This window comes from Microbacterium sp. A94 (genome assembly GCF_051842855.1).
In the GTDB taxonomy this organism is placed as follows: Bacteria; Actinomycetota; Actinomycetes; order Actinomycetales; family Microbacteriaceae; genus Microbacterium.
In genome coordinates this window covers 736,914-754,372 of record NZ_JBPXMU010000001.1, presented here as the reverse complement: position 1 = coordinate 754,372, position 17,459 = coordinate 736,914, and the positions used below count along the sequence as shown (strand labels likewise).

16 protein-coding genes are annotated in these 17,459 nt (G+C 64.1%); 12 read left to right on the top strand and 4 right to left on the bottom strand.

Annotated features, from left to right (window positions below):
* Positions 1-12: 12 nt before the first annotated feature.
* Together rbfA and ACSU1L_RS03830 are read left to right on the top strand one after the other, a co-directional pair.
* Positions 13-441 (top strand): 30S ribosome-binding factor RbfA, encoded by a 429-nt coding sequence (gene rbfA, locus ACSU1L_RS03835; RefSeq protein WP_438253665.1) that lies wholly within the window; start codon positions 13-15, stop codon positions 439-441.
* 84 nt (positions 442-525) lie between these two features.
* Positions 526-2,736 (top strand): response regulator transcription factor, encoded by a 2,211-nt coding sequence (locus tag ACSU1L_RS03830; RefSeq protein WP_439254770.1) that lies wholly within the window; start codon positions 526-528, stop codon positions 2,734-2,736.
* A gap of 7 nt (positions 2,737-2,743) precedes the next feature.
* On the opposite strand, the gene ACSU1L_RS03825 is transcribed toward ACSU1L_RS03830, so the two are convergent.
* Entirely contained in the window at positions 2,744-3,643 is a 900-nt protein-coding gene (locus tag ACSU1L_RS03825; RefSeq protein WP_439254769.1) for an A/G-specific adenine glycosylase, read from the bottom strand.
* Positions 3,644-3,700: 57 nt separating this feature from the next.
* A complete protein-coding gene (locus ACSU1L_RS03820; RefSeq protein WP_439254768.1) occupies positions 3,701-3,934 on the bottom strand; it encodes a hypothetical protein in 234 nt (77 codons plus the stop codon).
* On the opposite strand from ACSU1L_RS03820, the gene ACSU1L_RS03815 reads away from it, so the two are divergent.
* The 7 genes from ACSU1L_RS03815 (at position 3,915) to ACSU1L_RS03785 (ending at position 10,651) form a co-directional block, all read left to right on the top strand.
* Positions 3,915-4,367, top strand: coding sequence for a hypothetical protein (locus ACSU1L_RS03815; RefSeq protein ID WP_439254767.1), 453 nt, complete (start codon positions 3,915-3,917; stop codon positions 4,365-4,367). The two genes, ACSU1L_RS03820 and ACSU1L_RS03815, sit on opposite strands and share 20 nt — an antisense overlap.
* A 44-nt stretch (positions 4,368-4,411) precedes the next feature.
* Complete coding sequence (truB, locus tag ACSU1L_RS03810; protein WP_438253670.1) at positions 4,412-5,305, top strand: tRNA pseudouridine(55) synthase TruB; 894 nt, start codon at positions 4,412-4,414, stop codon at positions 5,303-5,305.
* Positions 5,302-5,670 (top strand): hypothetical protein, encoded by a 369-nt coding sequence (locus ACSU1L_RS03805; RefSeq protein ID WP_438253671.1) that lies wholly within the window; start codon positions 5,302-5,304, stop codon positions 5,668-5,670. Before truB ends, ACSU1L_RS03805 begins: the two co-directional genes overlap by 4 nt.
* A 73-nt stretch (positions 5,671-5,743) precedes the next feature.
* Entirely contained in the window at positions 5,744-6,136 is a 393-nt protein-coding gene (locus ACSU1L_RS03800; protein ID WP_438253715.1) for a hypothetical protein, read from the top strand.
* Positions 6,133-7,089 (top strand): bifunctional riboflavin kinase/FAD synthetase, encoded by a 957-nt coding sequence (locus ACSU1L_RS03795; protein WP_439254766.1) that lies wholly within the window; start codon positions 6,133-6,135, stop codon positions 7,087-7,089. The genes ACSU1L_RS03800 and ACSU1L_RS03795 overlap by 4 nt, the downstream gene beginning before the upstream one ends.
* A gap of 184 nt (positions 7,090-7,273) precedes the next feature.
* Positions 7,274-9,415 (top strand): DEAD/DEAH box helicase, encoded by a 2,142-nt coding sequence (locus ACSU1L_RS03790; protein WP_438253673.1) that lies wholly within the window; start codon positions 7,274-7,276, stop codon positions 9,413-9,415.
* Positions 9,416-9,622: 207 nt separating this feature from the next.
* Positions 9,623-10,651 (top strand): 6-phosphofructokinase, encoded by a 1,029-nt coding sequence (locus ACSU1L_RS03785; protein ID WP_438253674.1) that lies wholly within the window; start codon positions 9,623-9,625, stop codon positions 10,649-10,651.
* Positions 10,652-10,772: 121 nt separating this feature from the next.
* On the opposite strand, the gene ACSU1L_RS03780 is transcribed toward ACSU1L_RS03785, so the two are convergent.
* Both ACSU1L_RS03780 and ACSU1L_RS03775 read right to left on the bottom strand, forming a co-directional pair.
* Positions 10,773-11,741 (bottom strand): hypothetical protein, encoded by a 969-nt coding sequence (locus ACSU1L_RS03780; RefSeq protein ID WP_439254765.1) that lies wholly within the window; start codon positions 11,739-11,741, stop codon positions 10,773-10,775.
* 242 nt (positions 11,742-11,983) lie between these two features.
* Positions 11,984-14,077: a S9 family peptidase gene (locus tag ACSU1L_RS03775; RefSeq protein WP_439254764.1), complete on the bottom strand. Its 2,094-nt coding sequence runs from the start codon at positions 14,075-14,077 to the stop codon at positions 11,984-11,986.
* A 155-nt stretch (positions 14,078-14,232) separates the two neighbouring features.
* Here ACSU1L_RS03775 and ACSU1L_RS03770 point away from each other — a divergent pair, with 155 nt between their 5' ends.
* The 3 genes from ACSU1L_RS03770 (at position 14,233) to ACSU1L_RS03760 (ending at position 17,450) form a co-directional block, all read left to right on the top strand.
* Entirely contained in the window at positions 14,233-15,576 is a 1,344-nt protein-coding gene (locus ACSU1L_RS03770; RefSeq protein ID WP_439254763.1) for an inorganic phosphate transporter, read from the top strand.
* Complete coding sequence (locus tag ACSU1L_RS03765) at positions 15,573-15,908, top strand: peptidase (RefSeq protein ID WP_439254762.1); 336 nt, start codon at positions 15,573-15,575, stop codon at positions 15,906-15,908. The genes ACSU1L_RS03770 and ACSU1L_RS03765 overlap by 4 nt, the downstream gene beginning before the upstream one ends.
* Positions 15,909-15,989: 81 nt before the next feature.
* Positions 15,990-17,450, top strand: coding sequence for an aspartate ammonia-lyase (locus ACSU1L_RS03760; RefSeq protein WP_439254761.1), 1,461 nt, complete (start codon positions 15,990-15,992; stop codon positions 17,448-17,450).
* Positions 17,451-17,459 lie beyond the last annotated feature (9 nt).

Sequence of the window (17,459 nt, the reverse complement as noted above, 5' to 3'; positions counted from 1 at the left end):
AAGGAGAAGGAAATGGCTGGAGAACGACAGGCGCGTCTCGCGGACCGCATCCGCGTCATCCTCGCGGAACGCCTTGACAAGGGGCTGCGTGATCCGCGGTTGGGTTTCGTCACGATCACGGATGTTCGCGTCTCGGGTGACCTGCAACACGCATCGGTCTTCTACACGGTGCTCGGAACAGAGGAAGAGCGCGTTTCCAGTGGTGCAGCCTTGGCTTCTGCCACAGGCATGCTGCGCAGCGAAGTTGGCAAGCATCTCAACACTCGTCTGGTGCCGACGCTGGAGTTCATCGCGGATGCTCTGCCGGAGAACGCCGACAACATCTCCGCTCTGCTGCGCGAGGCGCGGGAACGCGATGCCGAGGTGGCCAAGCTCGCCGCCGGCGCAAAGCACGCCGGTGAAGCTGACCCGTATATGAACGACGAAGACGACAACAGGTAGTCATTTTCGGCTCTCTGCTACCCTGATCCCGGTTACTGGCGCTCCAGCGTCAAACAGAAGATCGGTGTTCAGTGGGGAGAGCCGATGCCCGAACTCGCGGTGGTGGCGATCAGCGCGCCCGCGGCGAGCAACGACCTCCGTGCGCTGGTCAATGGCGTTTCTGCACAGTTGCTCTCGCATGGACTCGCGGTAGCACCGCACGTCACAGCGCACCTGCTCAACCAGCTGAACGGCGATCCGGCTACCGTGATCGCGGTCGCGCAGCAGCTGACGCCGGAACAGCGCACCGGTCAACGGATGCTTCCGCAGCCGCTCCCGCTCGTGCCCCTCGTGGAGGAGCTGTTCGCTTCGCTGGATCTGGCTGCCACGAACTTCCGTTCGCTGCTGCTCGCGGCACTGTGCACCGATGATCGACTCGACCTCGTACTCGCTGCTGATGACAGCAATGCCGACGAGGTGCTCACCGGTGTGCTGGCGCAGCATCTGACCATAACCTCCGGTCGATTCGCATTCGCCGACGATCGCTTTGCGCTCTGGATAGAGGCCACCGCCTCTCAAGCGGATCGTGCTCACGCGCACGAACTGCTCGGCCGGGTTCATCAACAGCTCGGCGAGGAGCTGCAGGCCAATTGGCACATCGCACGTGGTGCGATCGAGCGCACACCTGCCGTCGTCGAGATCCTGCTGAGTGCTGCCCGACGGGAAACCGATTCCGGGCAGGTCGAGCGTGGGTTTCGGCTGGCGGCGGAAGCTGCGGATCATGCCGTGGGAGCACAGGCTGACGCCGCACGGCTGGTCGCGGGAAGCGCGGCTTTGGGCGCCGGATGCATGCACGAGGCGGCTGATTGGCTCGGAAGCGTTTTCCCCACAGGAGCTGCTGACTACCCAACCGGAGCGCTGGCGCCACTGCTGATCGCTGAGTTGGGCGCCCACGGTGTGATGCCCGTGCTCGACCCGGCCGAGTACCGGCCGCGCACCGATGATGCGCAGCAGTGGCAGCAATGGGCGCGTGCGGCGGGAGTGGCAGCCATTTTCTGCGCGGAACGCCGTGAGATCTCAGCGATGCGCGGATGGCTCGCAGAGCTACGAGACGCCGATGCCCGAGCCGACGCGGGCGGGGAGATTCGTGACTGCGCTGTTTCGCTGTGCTGGATGCTCAGCGGCGAGGCTGAATCCAAGCATTCAGCTCCGGCGGGCGCATTCTCCCGTTGCATGGTCGAAGCGCTGCGTGCGGCATTGGACGGCGACATCGATCGCGGATTGCAGTTCATCGCGAGAGCGAGAACGCGTCTTGATGATGAGGTGGATCCGCTGCTGGCTGGGCTCGAGCACAGTCCGGTCGTGGATGCCTACCTGGCCGTCACAGAAGTGCTGCTGCTCTTCTGGCGCGGCGACATCACCACCGCGCTGGAGCGGTTCGCCGCGGCAGCGGTGCAGGCACCGGTGGGAATCGCCTTCGCCGGGCTCGGCCCCGCATTGGCGCAGCGGCTCGATATCGCGGTGCTCGGAACCCCGGAACCGCTGACGCTGTCGCTCGTGCACACCCTTCCGGTCGGAAATCGCATCGACGGGCTGATCAGTGCCGGTCTGGAGGCGTATCTGGCTGGCGAAACTGCCGTCGCAGCGATGCAGGCCACCCTCTGGCACGATCGTGGCGCGCCGGAGCATCCATTGGCACTTCCTGGTCTTGATGAGGTCGGCCCCGTGACGGAGCGATCGCATGTAGAGCCCCCAGACTTGGCCGCCGCTCGTGGGCTGCGCCGACGCATCCGCTTGCTGCCGGAATCGGGATGGCGACGTGAATGCGCAGAGATTGCCGCAGCGGCGCGGGAGCTGCAGTCGCCGTTCGCGCGTGCGCGCGTCGAAGCGATGCTGGGTTCGGTAAACATCACGCGCGGCGATACGCGCGCGGGCACTCGGTTTCTCCGCACAGCCTGTCAGCTGTTCGATGATGCCGGCGCCGATGCCTGGCTTGCGGCTACCCGGGAGCGGCTGCGCCGCGCGCATACCTCCGGTGAGGTCGCAGGGCACATCGAGACAGCGCCACTGGCGATCATCGACCACATCGATCCGTTCGATGCGAGCCGGACGGCATGGGAGCCGCTGCTGACAGAACGAGAGCTCGAGGTGGCGATGCGTGTGGTTCAGGGAGCGACCAACAGAGAGATCGCCGATGAACTCGACGTTTCGGTGCGTACGGTCGAGGTGCACGCCGGACGCGTATTCAGCAAGCTCGGCGTGCGCAAGCGCGTCGAGCTGACCCTGCTCGCGCACCGGACGGCGCGGCACTTCTGATCGGGGTTCAGCGCGGGAGCCGCAGCATCCCGTCCACGGCCTCGACCAGGCCGTCCGCGATCAGGGAGTCGATCGCCCGGTCGCGCTGTGCGGGCTCACCCCAGTCGTGGATCACCGAATCCAGGAGCAGGGTATTGTCGTGTGCTGCTCGCAGCGACTTGAGCACAGCGCCGCGGGCCTGACGGTCCGAGCCCTCGTATCGGGCCTGGCGCGGCCGATCGTCACCGGTGTCGGGATACCCGGACGCCGCCCAAGCGCACTGGGCCAAAATCGGGCACTGTGCGCATTTCGGTGTCCGAGAAGTGCACACGGTGGCGCCGAGTTCCATCATTGCGGCGTTGAAGATCGCCGAATGTTCTCGATCTGTCGGCAACAACTCTGACATCGCGGTGAGGTCGCGGCGCGCGGCAGCGCCGGGCTGCGACTTGCCCTCGAGCGCGCGCGCCATGACGCGCCGGGTATTCGTGTCGACAACCGGATGATGATCGCCATAGGCGAAGACCGCGACTGCGCGAGCGGTGTAGTCGCCGATTCCGGACAGAGCGAGAAGAGCATCCACATCGCGCGGAACCACACCGTCATGGCGTTCGGTGATCTCGATCGCCGCACGGTACAGCCAAAGCGCGCGTCGAGGATAACCGAGATTCGACCACTGCTGGACGACCTCTGCCGGTGTGGCCTGGGCCATCCGAGCAGGCGTCGGCCAGCGTTCCAACCACGCCTCGAGGTGGGGAATCACCCGAGAAACCGGTGTCTGCTGCAGCATGAACTCGCTGACCAGCGTGCCCCAGGCACCGAACTGCTCATGAAAATGAGGGCGGCGCCAGGGCAGATCTCGAGCATTGTCGCGGTACCAGTGTGCAAGTACCGGCGCCACGGTCAAGGGGGGTGTCGAGATTGCAGCCACCTCGTTAGCCTAGGCGGAGCGTTCCGACGCGGACGCAACCGTCAGCTTCCGGGAGGTTCACATGCCGCGCAGATCGACTGCACTGATGGCGATCGGCATGCTATCGGCGCTCATTCTCAGCGGATGCGCCTCGGCGCCTCCGGAAGCACCAGCCCCGTCGTCTCCGCCGCCGTTACCTCCGCCCTCGTCAGCACCTCCGACCTCGTCCTCACCCAATCCTTCGCCGGCGCCGGAGACACCGGCGATCGATCCAGAGGACCCGTCCACCTGGTTGATCAGCGAGCTGGGCATCGGCCCCATCGACACCGGCGCGGACTTCGCCGCCACACTGAGCGAGCTGCCGGCGACCTGGACCAATGATGACCACTGCTCCTGGGCTGCGTGGTGGAACGCCTCCGACAGCTCGTACAGCGTGGACTTCGTTCGGGGGACAGAGTCGGAGCAGGAACCCATCGTGCTCGTGTCGACATCCGCGGCCGACCCGATCACCCCGGGTGTGGGGCCGCGCACCGGAGAGGGGCTGGGGATCGGCTCGAGCAAGGATGAGGTGCTGTCCCAGCATCCGGATGCCGTCGCCGGGCAAGCGCAGATCGGTGAAGGGACCTGGCTGGGCGTGCCGACCGCAGGTGCGATGATCTTCTTCGAGTACTACACCGCGACCGACCAGGCGAATGCGGTTACGGTGACCACGCTGGAAACACCGCCGTACGAGGTGTGCGGCTGAGGGAGCGTCCGCGCGCGTGCACCAACCATCGATAGGCTTGAGGGATGGTCTCGTCGGGCATTCTTCTCGTTGATAAGCCCGGTGGGCTCACCAGTCATGACGTCGTCGCTCGCACGCGTCGTGCTTTCGGAACCCGCAAGGTCGGGCACGCCGGAACCCTGGACCCGATGGCCACGGGGTTGCTCGTGATCGGTATCGAGGGCGCAACCCGTCTGCTCACCTACATCGTGGGGGCGGACAAGACCTATTTCGCGACGATCCGGCTCGGGCAGAGCACGACAACCGATGATGCAGAGGGCGAGGTCACCGCCACTGCTGATCCGGCGTCCGTTGCTGCCATCACCGAGGTGCAGCTCACCGCCGGCATCGCAGCGCTCTCCGGCGATATCTCGCAGGTACCCAGCACCGTCTCGGCCATCAAAGTCGATGGCCGACGCGCCTACGACCGAGTTCGGGCCGGTGAAGACGTCCAGCTCAAAGCGCGGGCGGTGACCGTATCGCGCTTCGAGATCCTCGCGCAGCGTGCCGGCGACGGTGTCATCGACCTCGATGTGGTGGTGGACTGCACATCGGGCACCTACATTCGCGCGCTCGCGCGGGATCTGGGGGAGACGCTCGGAGTGGGCGGACACCTCACCGCACTGCGCCGCACCCGAATCGGACCGTTCGACGTGACGGATGCTGCGCTGCTGGATGACCTTGCAGATGCTGAGCCGCTGACGCCGGCGGCTGCGGCCGCACAGATTCTGCAGCCGCTGGATGTCTCGGCTGAGCAGGCGCGAGATCTCAAGCACGGCAAGCGTCTGGCGGATGAGGCATCCCGACTGGCGGGAACCTTTGCTGCGGCGATCGATCCTGACGGTCACCTGGTCGGCATCGTCGAAAAGCGGGGGAAAGACCTGAAAAGCGCAATGAACATGCCGGAGGAGATCCGATGATCCTGTGGTTCACGATCGTTCAGATCATCGTCGCCGTCGCCGCCGGACTGTTCTGTGTCGTGGCGGGGATGGCAGGGCGCCGACCGAGCGATTACACGGTCGGGGCGCTCGCTCTGATCGAGGTGCTGCTGATCGCCCAGATTGTGGTCGGGATAGTCGCGCCGTTGGCAGGCAACCCGCCCACCGGCGATCTGCTCGAGTTCTGGGTGTATCTCGTGTCCGCGGCACTGGTGCCGATCGGGGGAGTGCTGTGGGCGCTGCTGGACCGGAGTCGGTGGAGCACGGTCATCCTGGGGGTCGCAGCATTCGCTGTTGCCATCATGCTCTGGCGGATGGAAGTGATCTGGACGATTCAGATCGGGTAGGCGGCGGCGCTGGGCACGGATTCGCGCGGATAAGATGGACGATGCTATGAGCATCACCGAAACTCGCACACAGATGACCGGCATCGGTCGAGTCCTCGTCATCGTCTACGCCGTGATGGCGCTTGCCGCCACCGGTCGCAGTTTTGTCCAGATCGTGCGCAGCTTCGCAGAGGCACCGTTGGCGTACTCGCTCTCGGCGCTTGCGGCTGTCGTGTACATCCTGGCGACACTTGCGCTCATTCTTGCGGGCCGGCGCGGATGGTATGCAGTCGCGTGGATTGCTATCGTCTTCGAGCTCGTCGGCGTCCTCGTCGTGGGCAGCCTCAGCATCGCACTGCCCGAGCTGTTCCAGCACGATTCGGTGTGGTCGGTGTTCGGGCGCGGATACCTGTTCATCCCGCTTGTTCTTCCGCTCTTCGGCATCTGGTGGCTGCGCACCCACAAGCCGGCGACGGTGTCCGCATGATCATCTTCCGCGACCCGCATGAGGTTCCCAGCGATTTCGGACGTTCAGCCGTAGCTATCGGCAAATTCGACGGGGTCCACGCCGGTCACCGTGCGGTCATTGAGCGGCTCAAGGCGGATGCAGCGGAATCGGATGCCCGTTCGGTCGCTGTTACCTTCGACCGCAACCCGCTCGAGCTGCTGCGCCCCGAACTGTGCCCCGAGAACGTCGTCACAACGGAACGCAAGCTCGAGCTGCTGGGCGAACTCGGTCTGGATGCCACACTCATGCTGACCTTCGATCAGGCGCTCGCCTCGCGTTCGGCCGAAGACTTCGTCGAGGAGATCCTGGTCGGCGCTCTGCGCGTGTCCACCGTGCTGGTGGGCAGCGACTTCCGCTTCGGACACCGCGGCGCCGGCACGCCAGACCTGCTGCGCGAGCTCGGGCCGAAGTTCGACTTCACCGTCGATGTCGTCGAAGACGTCTTCCTCGACGAATCCGAGCGTCGAGTGTCCTCCAGCTGGATCAGAGAGCTGCTCGTTCACGGAGAGGTCAGAGCCGCATCCGATGTGCTCGAGCGTCCGGTCGATGTTCGCGGCGTCGTGGTGCACGGGCTCAAGCGCGGACGAGAGCTCGGTTTTCCGACCGCGAACCTCTCTGAGATCGTGGGAGCCCTCGTCCCTGCGGACGGCATCTACGCTGGCTGGCTCGTCGATCACGACACCGGACTTCGCCACCCCGCGGCGGTGTCGGTCGGTACGAACCCCACATTCGACGATGTGCTGGTCCGCCAGGTCGAGGCGCACGTGCTCGACGAGGACTCGCTCGATCTGTACGGCCACGATGTGACAGTCGAGTTCATCGAGCGTCTGCGGGGGATGGTCGCATTCGACGGTGTTGAGGCACTTATGGGGCAGATGGCTGCCGACGTTGTCGCTGCGCGCGCGCTGCTGACGGGGGAAGTACGCGCCTGAGGATGCGCGGCTCTGCGCTTTTTTGCAGTTATGGCGTAAACTAAAGCCAGGTCCTCTTCGGTCGAGCGCTCACAGCGCCCCGATACGGACCAGACAGCATCCGCACGGTCCTGGCTCACGCCACACGCGGACTAGGCACGGATCGTCTCGAACGATGATTCGGTTTTTCACGCTCAGGAGGAGCATGCCGACTACGGCAACCGCCGCAACACGGCGCAAGAAGACGTCTCGCAAACTCGACGAGGCTCCGCTGATCCCGATTCTCGCGCGCAAGGTGCGCGAGATCGAAGCCAAGGCTCAGCGAGGCAAGCTCGGACCCACCAATCGGGTGAAGTTCCAGGTCATCGCATTCCTGGTGCGCGAGGAACGTGCGCGCGTGAAGACCGATGCCGCATTCAGCGACTCGGCACGTGCAGAGCTGCTCAAGCGACTTGATGGCGTGGCGACGATTCTGGCGAAGACCGCCGCTCGGGACACCTCGTTGATCCAACTGCTGGAAGCAGACCAGGCCACCAGCCCCGTCGCCAAGCGGATGCGCCGTGACTGGTTGCTGGAATCCGGTGCCGAACTTGCTCCGGAAGAGTTGATCATCACCGATGCCGCCCCCGTGCAGGCTCCGGTTGTTCCGGCAGCTCTGGCCGAGCGGCAGGTGATCCCGGAGGCTGTCGAGTCCCGGCAACTCGCCAACCCGTTCCTCGCGCCGGATCTGACCCCCCGCAGCACCACGACCGTCCGCCGCCGGCTGGATGGATGGGAGCTCATGGGGCCGCTCTACAAGGCATTCGAAACGGGTGCCGGTGGATCGGCAGCGACGATGGAGCTCCCGCCGGTACCGGAGTATGACCACATCTCGCCCAAGGGGCTCGAGGTGATGGTGCACCAGTCGCGATTCCTGGAATCCGTCCGCGCCGGCCACCGCAGCTTCCTGCTCGCCGATGAGCCGGGGCTTGGAAAGACCGCGCAGTCTGTGCTCGCGGCATCCATCGCAAACGCCTACCCGCTGCTGGTGGTCGTCCCGAACGTTGTGAAGATGAACTGGGCGCGCGAGGTGGAGCGGTGGACACCGCAACGCCGGGCGACAGTGATCCAGGGCGACGGCACTGACATCGATGCCTTCGCCGATGTGTTCATCGTGAACTACGAGATCCTCGATCGACATTTGGCGTGGCTGGGCTCGATCGGGCTTCAGGGCATGGTTGTCGATGAGGCGCACTTCATCAAGAACCTCTCGTCGCAGCGTTCTCAAAACGTATTGTCGCTGGCGACGCGTGTGCGCGAGCGCACGCGCGACCCGCTGATGATGGCACTCACGGGTACGCCGCTGATCAACGATGTCGAAGACTTCGACGCTATCTGGCGCTTCCTCGGTTGGACCACGGGAGACAAGCCCGGACCCGAGCTGATGAGCAAGCTGGATGACACGGGGCACACCCCGGCGGACAAAGCGTTCTATCCGGAAGCCCGGGATGCCGTCATTTCGATGGGCATCGTGCGGCGGAAGAAGAAGGATGTCGCAGCCGACCTGCCGGACAAGCTCATCGCCGATCTGCCTGTGCAGCTCGACGACGAGTTCGGTCGCAGCATTCGCCAGGCCGAGCGTGAGCTGGGGGAGCGACTGGCTGCCAAGTACCGGCGCATCATCGAGGCGCGTGGAGATCGTTCCCAGAGCCTGTCGCCGGGAGAGATCGACGAGGACATCGTCCGTCTGGTCGCACAGGGCGAGCTCGAGGATTCCCAGGCTGCCGGTACCGGTGGAGACAACGTCTTCACGATGGTTCGCAAGATCGGCCAGGCCAAGGCGATGCTCGCTGCCGACTACGCTGCGCAGCTGCAGCGTTCGGTGGGCAAAGTCGTGTTCTTCGCCAAGCACATCGATGTTATGGACCGGGCTGAGGCGCACTTTGCCGCATCCGGCATCCGCTATGTCTCGATCCGTGGAGATCAGACGACGTCGACGCGTCAGCAGGCGATCGACGACTTCAACGGCGATGAGAGCGTTGGCATTGCGGTGTGTTCGCTCACCGCGGCTGGCGTCGGGCTGAATCTGCAGGCCGCATCGAACGTGGTGCTCGCGGAGCTGAGTTGGACCTCGGCCGAGCAGACACAGGCAATCGACCGGGTGCACCGCATCGGCCAGGACGAGCCGGTCACCGCATGGCGCATCATCGCCGCGCACACGATCGACACGAAGATCGCCGAGCTGATCGATCAGAAGCAGGGGCTCGCAGCACGAGCGCTGGACGGCGAAGCAATCGATGTGGCGGCAAGCGAGCCGGTACAGCTGGCAGCGCTCATGCACCTGCTCAGGGAGGCCCTCGCGGCATAGCCTCGACGGTGCGCAAGAATCATGTTTCTTGCAACGGTTTCTGCGATTTTTCTGCGCATGTGTGGAAGAACTGAAAATCAGCGGATATCGTCGCTCAAGATCTGCGATTCTCATCACGCTCGGAATGGTGCCGGACCGTGATGCCCACTAGGGTCGAGAGTAGGCAATGGTGCCCGTCCCACTCCCGAAACCTCTGAAGGCATCAGCATGAAGATCGGTATTCTCACCAGCGGCGGCGACTGCCCCGGACTCAACGCGGTCATCCGCGGCGTCGTGCTGAAGGGCACCACCAGTTACGACCTCGAGTTCGTCGGTATCCGGGATGGATGGCGCGGCGTCGTCGAAGGCGATTTCATGCCGCTCACCCGGCATGAGGTAAAAGGCTTGTCCAAAGTTGGTGGGACGATTCTGGGCACCAGCCGCACCAACCCTTACGAGGGTGACCGCGGCGGGGCAGAGAACATCGCCAAGACGCTGTACGGCCACAAGATCGACGGCATCATCGCGATCGGCGGCGAGGGAACCCTGGCCGCAGCCGATCGCCTGTCGAAGGACGGTATCAACGTCCTGGGCGTTCCCAAGACCATCGACAACGACCTGCGCGCCACGGACTACTCGTTCGGCTTCGACACCGCGGTGAACATCGCCACCGATGCGATGGATCGCCTGCGCACGACCGGGGATTCGCACCAGCGCTGTATGGTCGCAGAGGTCATGGGTCGCCACGTCGGTTGGATCGCGCTGCACGCCGGAATGGCGGCCGGTGCGCACGTCATCTGCATTCCTGAGGTGCCGATGTCGATCGACGAGATCGCGGCACTCGTCAGCAGCGCTCATGATCGTGGACGGGCTCCGCTCGTTGTCGTTTCGGAGGGCTTCACGCTCAAAGGAATGGACGAGGCTTTCAGCGACAAGGGAATGGACGCCTTCAACCGTCCGCGCCTGGGCGGCATCGGAGACCAGCTTGCCCCCGAGATCGAGCGCATCACCGGCATCGAAACCCGCGCGACGATCCTCGGTCACATCCAGCGCGGCGGGTCGCCATCCGGTTTCGACCGTGTCCTGGCGACACGTCTGGGCTTGCATGCGGCGGATGCGATCGTCGACGGTGCCTGGGGACAGATGGTCGCCATGAAGGGCACCGACATCGTGCGGGTGCCGTTCGAAGAGGCGCTGGGCGAGCTGAACACCGTGCCTCAGTACCGCTACGACGAAGCAGCCGCCCTGTTCGGTTGATCGTGTCACAGTAGGTGCGGGAGCAGCTCTCATCCACGCACATCTTCTGTGACGCGGCAGCTGCGTGCGTGACACAAGCTGCGGGTGTTGAGGCGTTGCACACGCAACTTCTGTGACGGGGCTATGCCCGGCCGGGTCGCCAGCCGGCGTTGAACAGGGCGCGTGCGGCCTTGTCTATCGCGATCTGAGGATCCGGGCGCATATGGTGACTCAGCACGCGTACATGATCCCATCCTGATGCACGGATCGCGTCCCAGCGGTCTGCATCCTTCGCGAATTGCGCGTTGTTCTCTGCATGAACGCGGCCATCATGCTCCACTGCCACGCGGTAGCGAGGAAATGCGAGATCCAGGCGAGCGACGAACCTCCCGGCGTCGAAAATGTCCAGATTCAACTCCGGTTCGGGCAATCCAGCCCGCATGAGAAGAAGCCGTAGGCGGGTCTCCTCCGCGGTTTCTGCGCCCGCACGGGCGGCATCGAGCGCCCGCGTAAGCCTGCCGCCAGGCAGATCGCCGGCTTCAGCGATCTCCTGGCGCAGATCGTGGATGCTCAGAAGACGTCGGCGCGGCAGGATCAAGTTGTCTGCGGCGACGATGACGTCGTCGACGGACCAGCTCATTGCCGCTTGGCGCCACATCCGGGCCGGATGCTCGATGGGCACGTCATCGACCATCCACCGATTCGGCGCGCGCTGTTGCAGTCGGTGCCCGATCACGCCACGTCGCCGCGGTTGCCCGGCCGGTCGCCGCGCTGACACATGGAGCGGGCGTTCCTCGGCTCTTGTAAAGGGGAGCGGCACGCTGATAAGACCGAGCCCGGTCTCATGGCTGAAGAACTGATCGGGAGTCAGCGCGAGAGCGAACTTTCCTGCACGTTCGAGCATCTCCGTGTCGAGCCGTTGCAATCGCTGCGCGGTGGTCGCGGCATCCGCAACCGACGGCTTTATGATCAGGGCCGTGCGGACACCGCGAGTAGGCGTGCTGAGATCCTGCGCACGCAGTCGTGAGGCGGACACTCCCTCGGATCGAGCATCCGCGGTGGAGAACGCCCGGTTCTGAAGTCGGTCTGGGAGCGGAGCACGCCTGGTCATCGCATCAGTACACCGCAATCACTGCACCCTCCATCACAAGAATTCCACGTTCTGTGGATTGTTCGAGCGATTGAGTGACGGTGCAGAAGATGTCGTTCCCGCGGGTGGATGTCACAGAAGAGGTGAGTGTTGCGGCACGTGCCCGCACCTTCTGTGACGCGACCAAGACGCACGTCTCAGAAGGTGCGGGCTTCCGTAGCGCGCACCGACGACTTGTGTAACGTGCGCCGCGCCGCGGCGACTCAGCTGACGCCGAGGGTGTCGAGCAGCCAAGCAAGTTCGAAGGCGCGTTCCTTCCACGAGTTGTAGCGACCGCTGACTCCGCCGTGGCCCGCGACCATCTCGCACTTCATCAGCACGTCGGATGCCCCGGCCTCCCGCAGCCGCTGCACCCATTTGGCCGGCTCCACGTACAGCACGCGCGTGTCGTTCAACGAGGTCATCGCGAGGATGCGCGGGTAGGGGGCGCCGTCGCGGACGTTCTCGTACGGTGAGTACGACTTCATGTACTCGTAGACGTCGGCGTTGTGGAGCGGATTGCCCCATTCGTCCCACTCGATCACGGTGAGTGGCAGCTCCGGATCGAGGATCGATGTCAGCGGGTCGACGAAGGGAACGGATGCCAGAATCCCGGCGAAGCTCGACGGTGCAAGATTCGCCACTGCGCCCATCAGAAGGCCACCGGCGCTCCCGCCCTCAGCCACCATCTTGTTTGCGGTAGTCACTCCGGCCTCGATCAGATGCTCGGCGCATGCCACGAAGTCGGTGAAGGTGTTGCGCTTGTTCAGCATCTTGCCGTCTTCGTACCAGCCGCGCCCCATCTCGCCGCCACCGCGCACATGCGCAACAGCGAAGATGATCCCGCGGTCGAGTTCAGAAAGACGTGCCACCGAGAAACCGGGGTCGATGGAGTGCTCGTATGAGCCGTATCCGTACAGGTGCACGGCCCGAGGCTCGTCGCCCGGCTTCCCGAATGAGCGCTTCCACACCATCGAGATCGGCACTCGGGTGCCGTCCGAAGCAGTAGCCCACGCGCGAGCCTGGTCGTAGTGCGCAGGGTCATAGCCCCCCAGAACGGGCTGACGCTTGCGCAGCAGCAGGTCGCGCGTTGTTAGATCCAGGTCGTACACCGTGCCCGGCGTAACGAACGAGGTGTATCCCAGGCGCAGGAATGGCGCGTGCCACTCTGGGTTGCCGCCGACGCCGGCCGAGTACAGCGGCTCTTCGAAGGCCAGCTCCTCGACAGCATCAGTGGCATAGTCGAGCAGACCGACCTGCTCGAGGCCGTCACGGCGGTATTCAACGGTCGCGAAGTCACGGAAAGCATCCATCCCCAGCAAGCGCTGGCCCGGCTGATGCGCGATGACGACGCGTCGCTCTCCTTGCGGATCGGATGCCGGCACAGAGACGAGCTCGAAATCGAGGGCATCCTGATTGTGGAGGATGAACAGCCTGTCTTCACCGTCGATGATCGCGTGATCGATCGAATACTCGACGCCCTCGTTGCGTGCCCAGACGAGCCGCGGCTGGGCGGTGATCTCGCCCTCGAGATCGACCAGGTACTCCTCGCTGGTGATGCTGGAGCCGACGCCGATCACCAGGTACCGGCGGCTGCGAGTGATTCCCGCGCCCAACCAGAACCGCTCGTCGGGCTCATGGAACAGCTGCACATCCGAATCTGTCGCCGTTCCGAGCCGGTGCAGCCACAGCGTGTCCGGACGCCAGGAATCATCCAGCGTGGTGTACAGAATTCCGGTGCCATCCGGGGTGAAGAACGCGCCACCGGTGTTCGGGATCTCATCGGAAAGCACCGTGCCGGTGCTGAGATCGCGCACGTGCACTGTGTAGCGCTCATCACCGGTGAAGTCGGTCGACCAGAGCAATTTTGTGGCGTCATCCGAAACCGCGAACGATCCCAGCGAGAAGAAGTCGTGACCGGATGCCTCGACATTGCTGTCCAGCAGAATCTGCTCGCCCGGGACCGCCACGCCAGGGGCGAGGTTCGGGGGAGTCCAATCGTCGGCGGTCGCCGCAGCGCGGCACTGGATGCCGTACTGCGAACCCTCTTCCGTGCGACCGTAATACCACCAGTCGCCGCGGCGGGTTGGAACAGACAGGTCTGTCTCCAAGACCCGGGCCTTGATCTCTTGGAACAGCGCCTCGCGCAGGGGAGCGAGATGCGCGGTCTGTTCATCCGTGTGGGCGTTCTCGGCCTCGATATGCGCGATGACTTCGGGCGAGTCCTTCTCCCGCAGCCACTCGTACGGATCCTCGAACTGATCCCCGTGATGGGTGCGGATGTGGGCGAGGCGGGCGGCGATTGGAGCGTTGGTCACCATCCCACGCTAGTCGGTGTCGAGTTGACCGATACCAACGAGGGTGCGAGGATTTAGCGGGGCCGGTTAACGGAACACAAACCCACGGTGAACTCTTCGTTCACCACGTCGATCTCGTCGGCAGTTCCCTTCCTCGTCAAACCCGAAAGTAAACGGTGGAAACCGCAGTCCTCATTGTCGTGCTGGTCATCGTACTGGCGCTCTTCTTCGACTTCACTAACGGCTTTCATGACACCGCGAATGCGATGGCGACCCCCATCGCGACCGGTGCTCTCAAGCCCAAGACCGCAGTGCTCCTGGCAGCGGTCCTCAACCTGATCGGCGCTTTCCTCTCCACAGAGGTCTCAAAGACCGTCTCGCACGGCATCATTAACGAGAGCGCCATCCTGGATTCTGGTGCCGAGCTGTTCCTCTCGGTGATCTTCGCCGGCCTGATCGGTGCGATCACGTGGAACATGCTCACCTGGTTGCTGGGCCTGCCCTCCAGCTCCTCGCACGCCCTGTTCGGCGGTCTGATCGGTGCCACCCTTGTGGGCGTCGGCTTCGGCGGGATCGATTTCGGGATGGTGCTGTCGAAGATCGTGCTTCCGGCACTGATCGCACCGCTGACTGCGGGAATCATCGCGCTTCTCGCGACGAAGCTCGCCTATTCGATCACACGCCGCTACGACGGCAAGCCTGACGGTCGCGACGGATTCCGCTGGGGACAGATCTTCACATCATCCCTGGTCGCGCTTGCGCACGGCACCAACGATGCGCAGAAGACGATGGGTGTTATCACCCTCGCACTCATCACCGTCGGCTGGCAGAGTTCCGACCACGCCGATCCGTACCTCTGGGTGATCATCGCCTGTGCTGTCACGATCGCCCTCGGTACCTACCTGGGCGGTTGGCGCATCATTCGCACGCTTGGCAAGGGACTCACCGATGTGAAGCCTGCTCAGGGCTTTGCGGCAGAGAGCTCGACCGCAGCGACGATTCTCGCCTCCAGCGCTCTGGGCTTCGCCCTTTCCACCACTCAGGTCGCTTCGGGCTCTGTCATCGGCTCTGGCCTGGGCCGGCGTGGCTCGACGGTTCGCTGGCGGACCGCGGGACGCATTGCGATCGGTTGGCTACTGACGCTTCCCGCCGCAGCGGCGGTCGGCGGACTTGCCGCGCTGCTGGTCGTTTGGCTCGGCAACTGGGGCGTGGCCATTGACGCCGTGCTCGCGCTGGTGATCATCATCGGGCTCTACCTGCGCTCGCGTCGCAACGCCGTGACGTCTGAGAACGCCATGAGCGATGTGGCCGAGTCGGGTCACGCGATCGAGCTTCCGGATTCGCCGCCCCCCACGCGTCGACAGCAGCGGGTGGCGCAGGCCAAGGCTGAGGCGAAGGCTCGAGCTGAGGCTAAGGACAAGGCCCGGGCTGAGGCCAAGGCCAAGCGCAAGAAGAAGTCCAAAGCTGCGAAGTCGGCGACAACGCCTGAAACGAGCACGAAGGCCGAGGCAGCCGAATGACCGTCATGATCAACTGGCTCGCATTCCTGCAGGTCTTCGCGGCTGCTCTGGTCGGCGCGGCGGCCGTCGTCACCTTTTACGCCTTCGGGCTCCGGCTGCTGGTTCGATCAGGACGTGCCCCGGTGGTGACACCTGCCGAGTTCACCGATGCCATCACCGTGATCTCTGAGAAAGAAGCCAGGCGGGCTGCCAAGCAGGCTGCGAAGGCGGCGAAAAAGAATCCGTTGACCGAAGCGCAGAAACGGCTTTCCCTGTACGGGGCTTACGCGTGCTTCGCCATCTGCGCAGCCGCTGTGATCGCTGGCATCCTCATCATCGTCATCGGACACTGAGTCGCTCCTGGGTCGGATGGCTCCGGGATGCATAGACTGGGAACATCCCGATCTATCCGCCACGACCCACAAGGATGTGACATGGCTTCTGCCGCGCCGACCGCAACCCGCACCGAGACTGACTCTCTCGGAAGCATGGAGATTCCCGCCGAGGTTTACTGGGGCATCCATACCGCCCGGGCTGACGCGAACTTCCCGATCGCCAAGCGACCGATCTCGGTGTATCCGGATCTGGTGCGAGGCCTCGCGATGGTCAAGCAGGCCAGTGCCAGAGCGAATAAGGAGATCGGTGTTCTCGACGCCGAGCGGGCCGGTCTCATCGACGCCGCAGCGCAACGGGTGATCGACGGAGAGTTCCACGATCAGTTCACGGTCGGTGTGATTCAGGGCGGGGCCGGCACCTCGACGAACATGAACGCCAATGAGGTCATCACCAACATCGCGCTCGAGATGGCGGGGCGTGAGAAGGGCGACTACGCGTTCCTCGGACCGATCGATCACACCAACCGTAGCCAGTCCACGAACGATGTCTATCCGACGGCGATCAAGATCGGTCTATCGCTGAACCTTCGCTCGCTCCTGGAAGAGCTCGACCTTCTTCGGCGTTCTTTCCTCGGCAAAGCGGGCGAGTTCCACAATGTGCTCAAGGTCGGTCGCACACAGCTGCAAGATGCTGTGCCGATGACGCTGGGGCAGGAGTTCCACGGCTTCGCCACCACACTGGGGGAGGACCAGGAACGCCTCGCCGAGAACGCAAAGCTCATGTTCGAGATCAACATGGGTGCGACGGCGATCGGTACCGGGATCACCACGCATGCGGGCTACGCGCCCGCCGTGCTCAAGCACCTCCGCGCGATCTCCGGATTGGACCTGTCCACTGCCACGGATCTCGTGGAGTCCACGAGCGACACGGGCGCATTCATGTCGTTCTCATCGTCGCTCAAGCGCAATGCGATCAAGCTCTCCAAGATCTGCAATGACCTGCGACTTCTGTCTTCTGGCCCGCAGGCCGGCCTGGGAGAGATCAATCTCCCCGCCAAGCAGGCCGGATCCAGCATCATGCCAGCGAAGGTGAATCCGGTGATCCCGGAAGCGGTCAACCAGGTCGCTTTCGCCGTGGTCGGTGCCGATATGACCGTCACGATGGCGGTGGAGGCCGGTCAGCTGCAGCTCAATGCCTTCGAGCCCGTCATCGCGCACTCGATCTTCCAATCGATCACCTGGATGCGCCAAGCCATGTGGACGCTCCGCGTCAATTGCGTCGATGGAATCACGGCGAACGAAGACCGTCTGGGAGCCATGGTCGGAGCATCGGTCGGAGTCATCACCGCGCTGACCCCGTTCATCGGCTACGCGGCAGCGGCCGCTTTGGCCAAGACCGCCCTGCTGACGAACCGCAACGTTGCCGACCTCGTGGTCGAGGCTGAGCTGATGTCGCGCGAAGAGGTTACCAAGCAGCTGTCGCCGGCACGTCTTTCTGGTCTTGAGGCTGTGACCTCGGCGATCCCGATCGTCCTGCCCGAGGACATGATCCAGATCTGAAGCCGGATC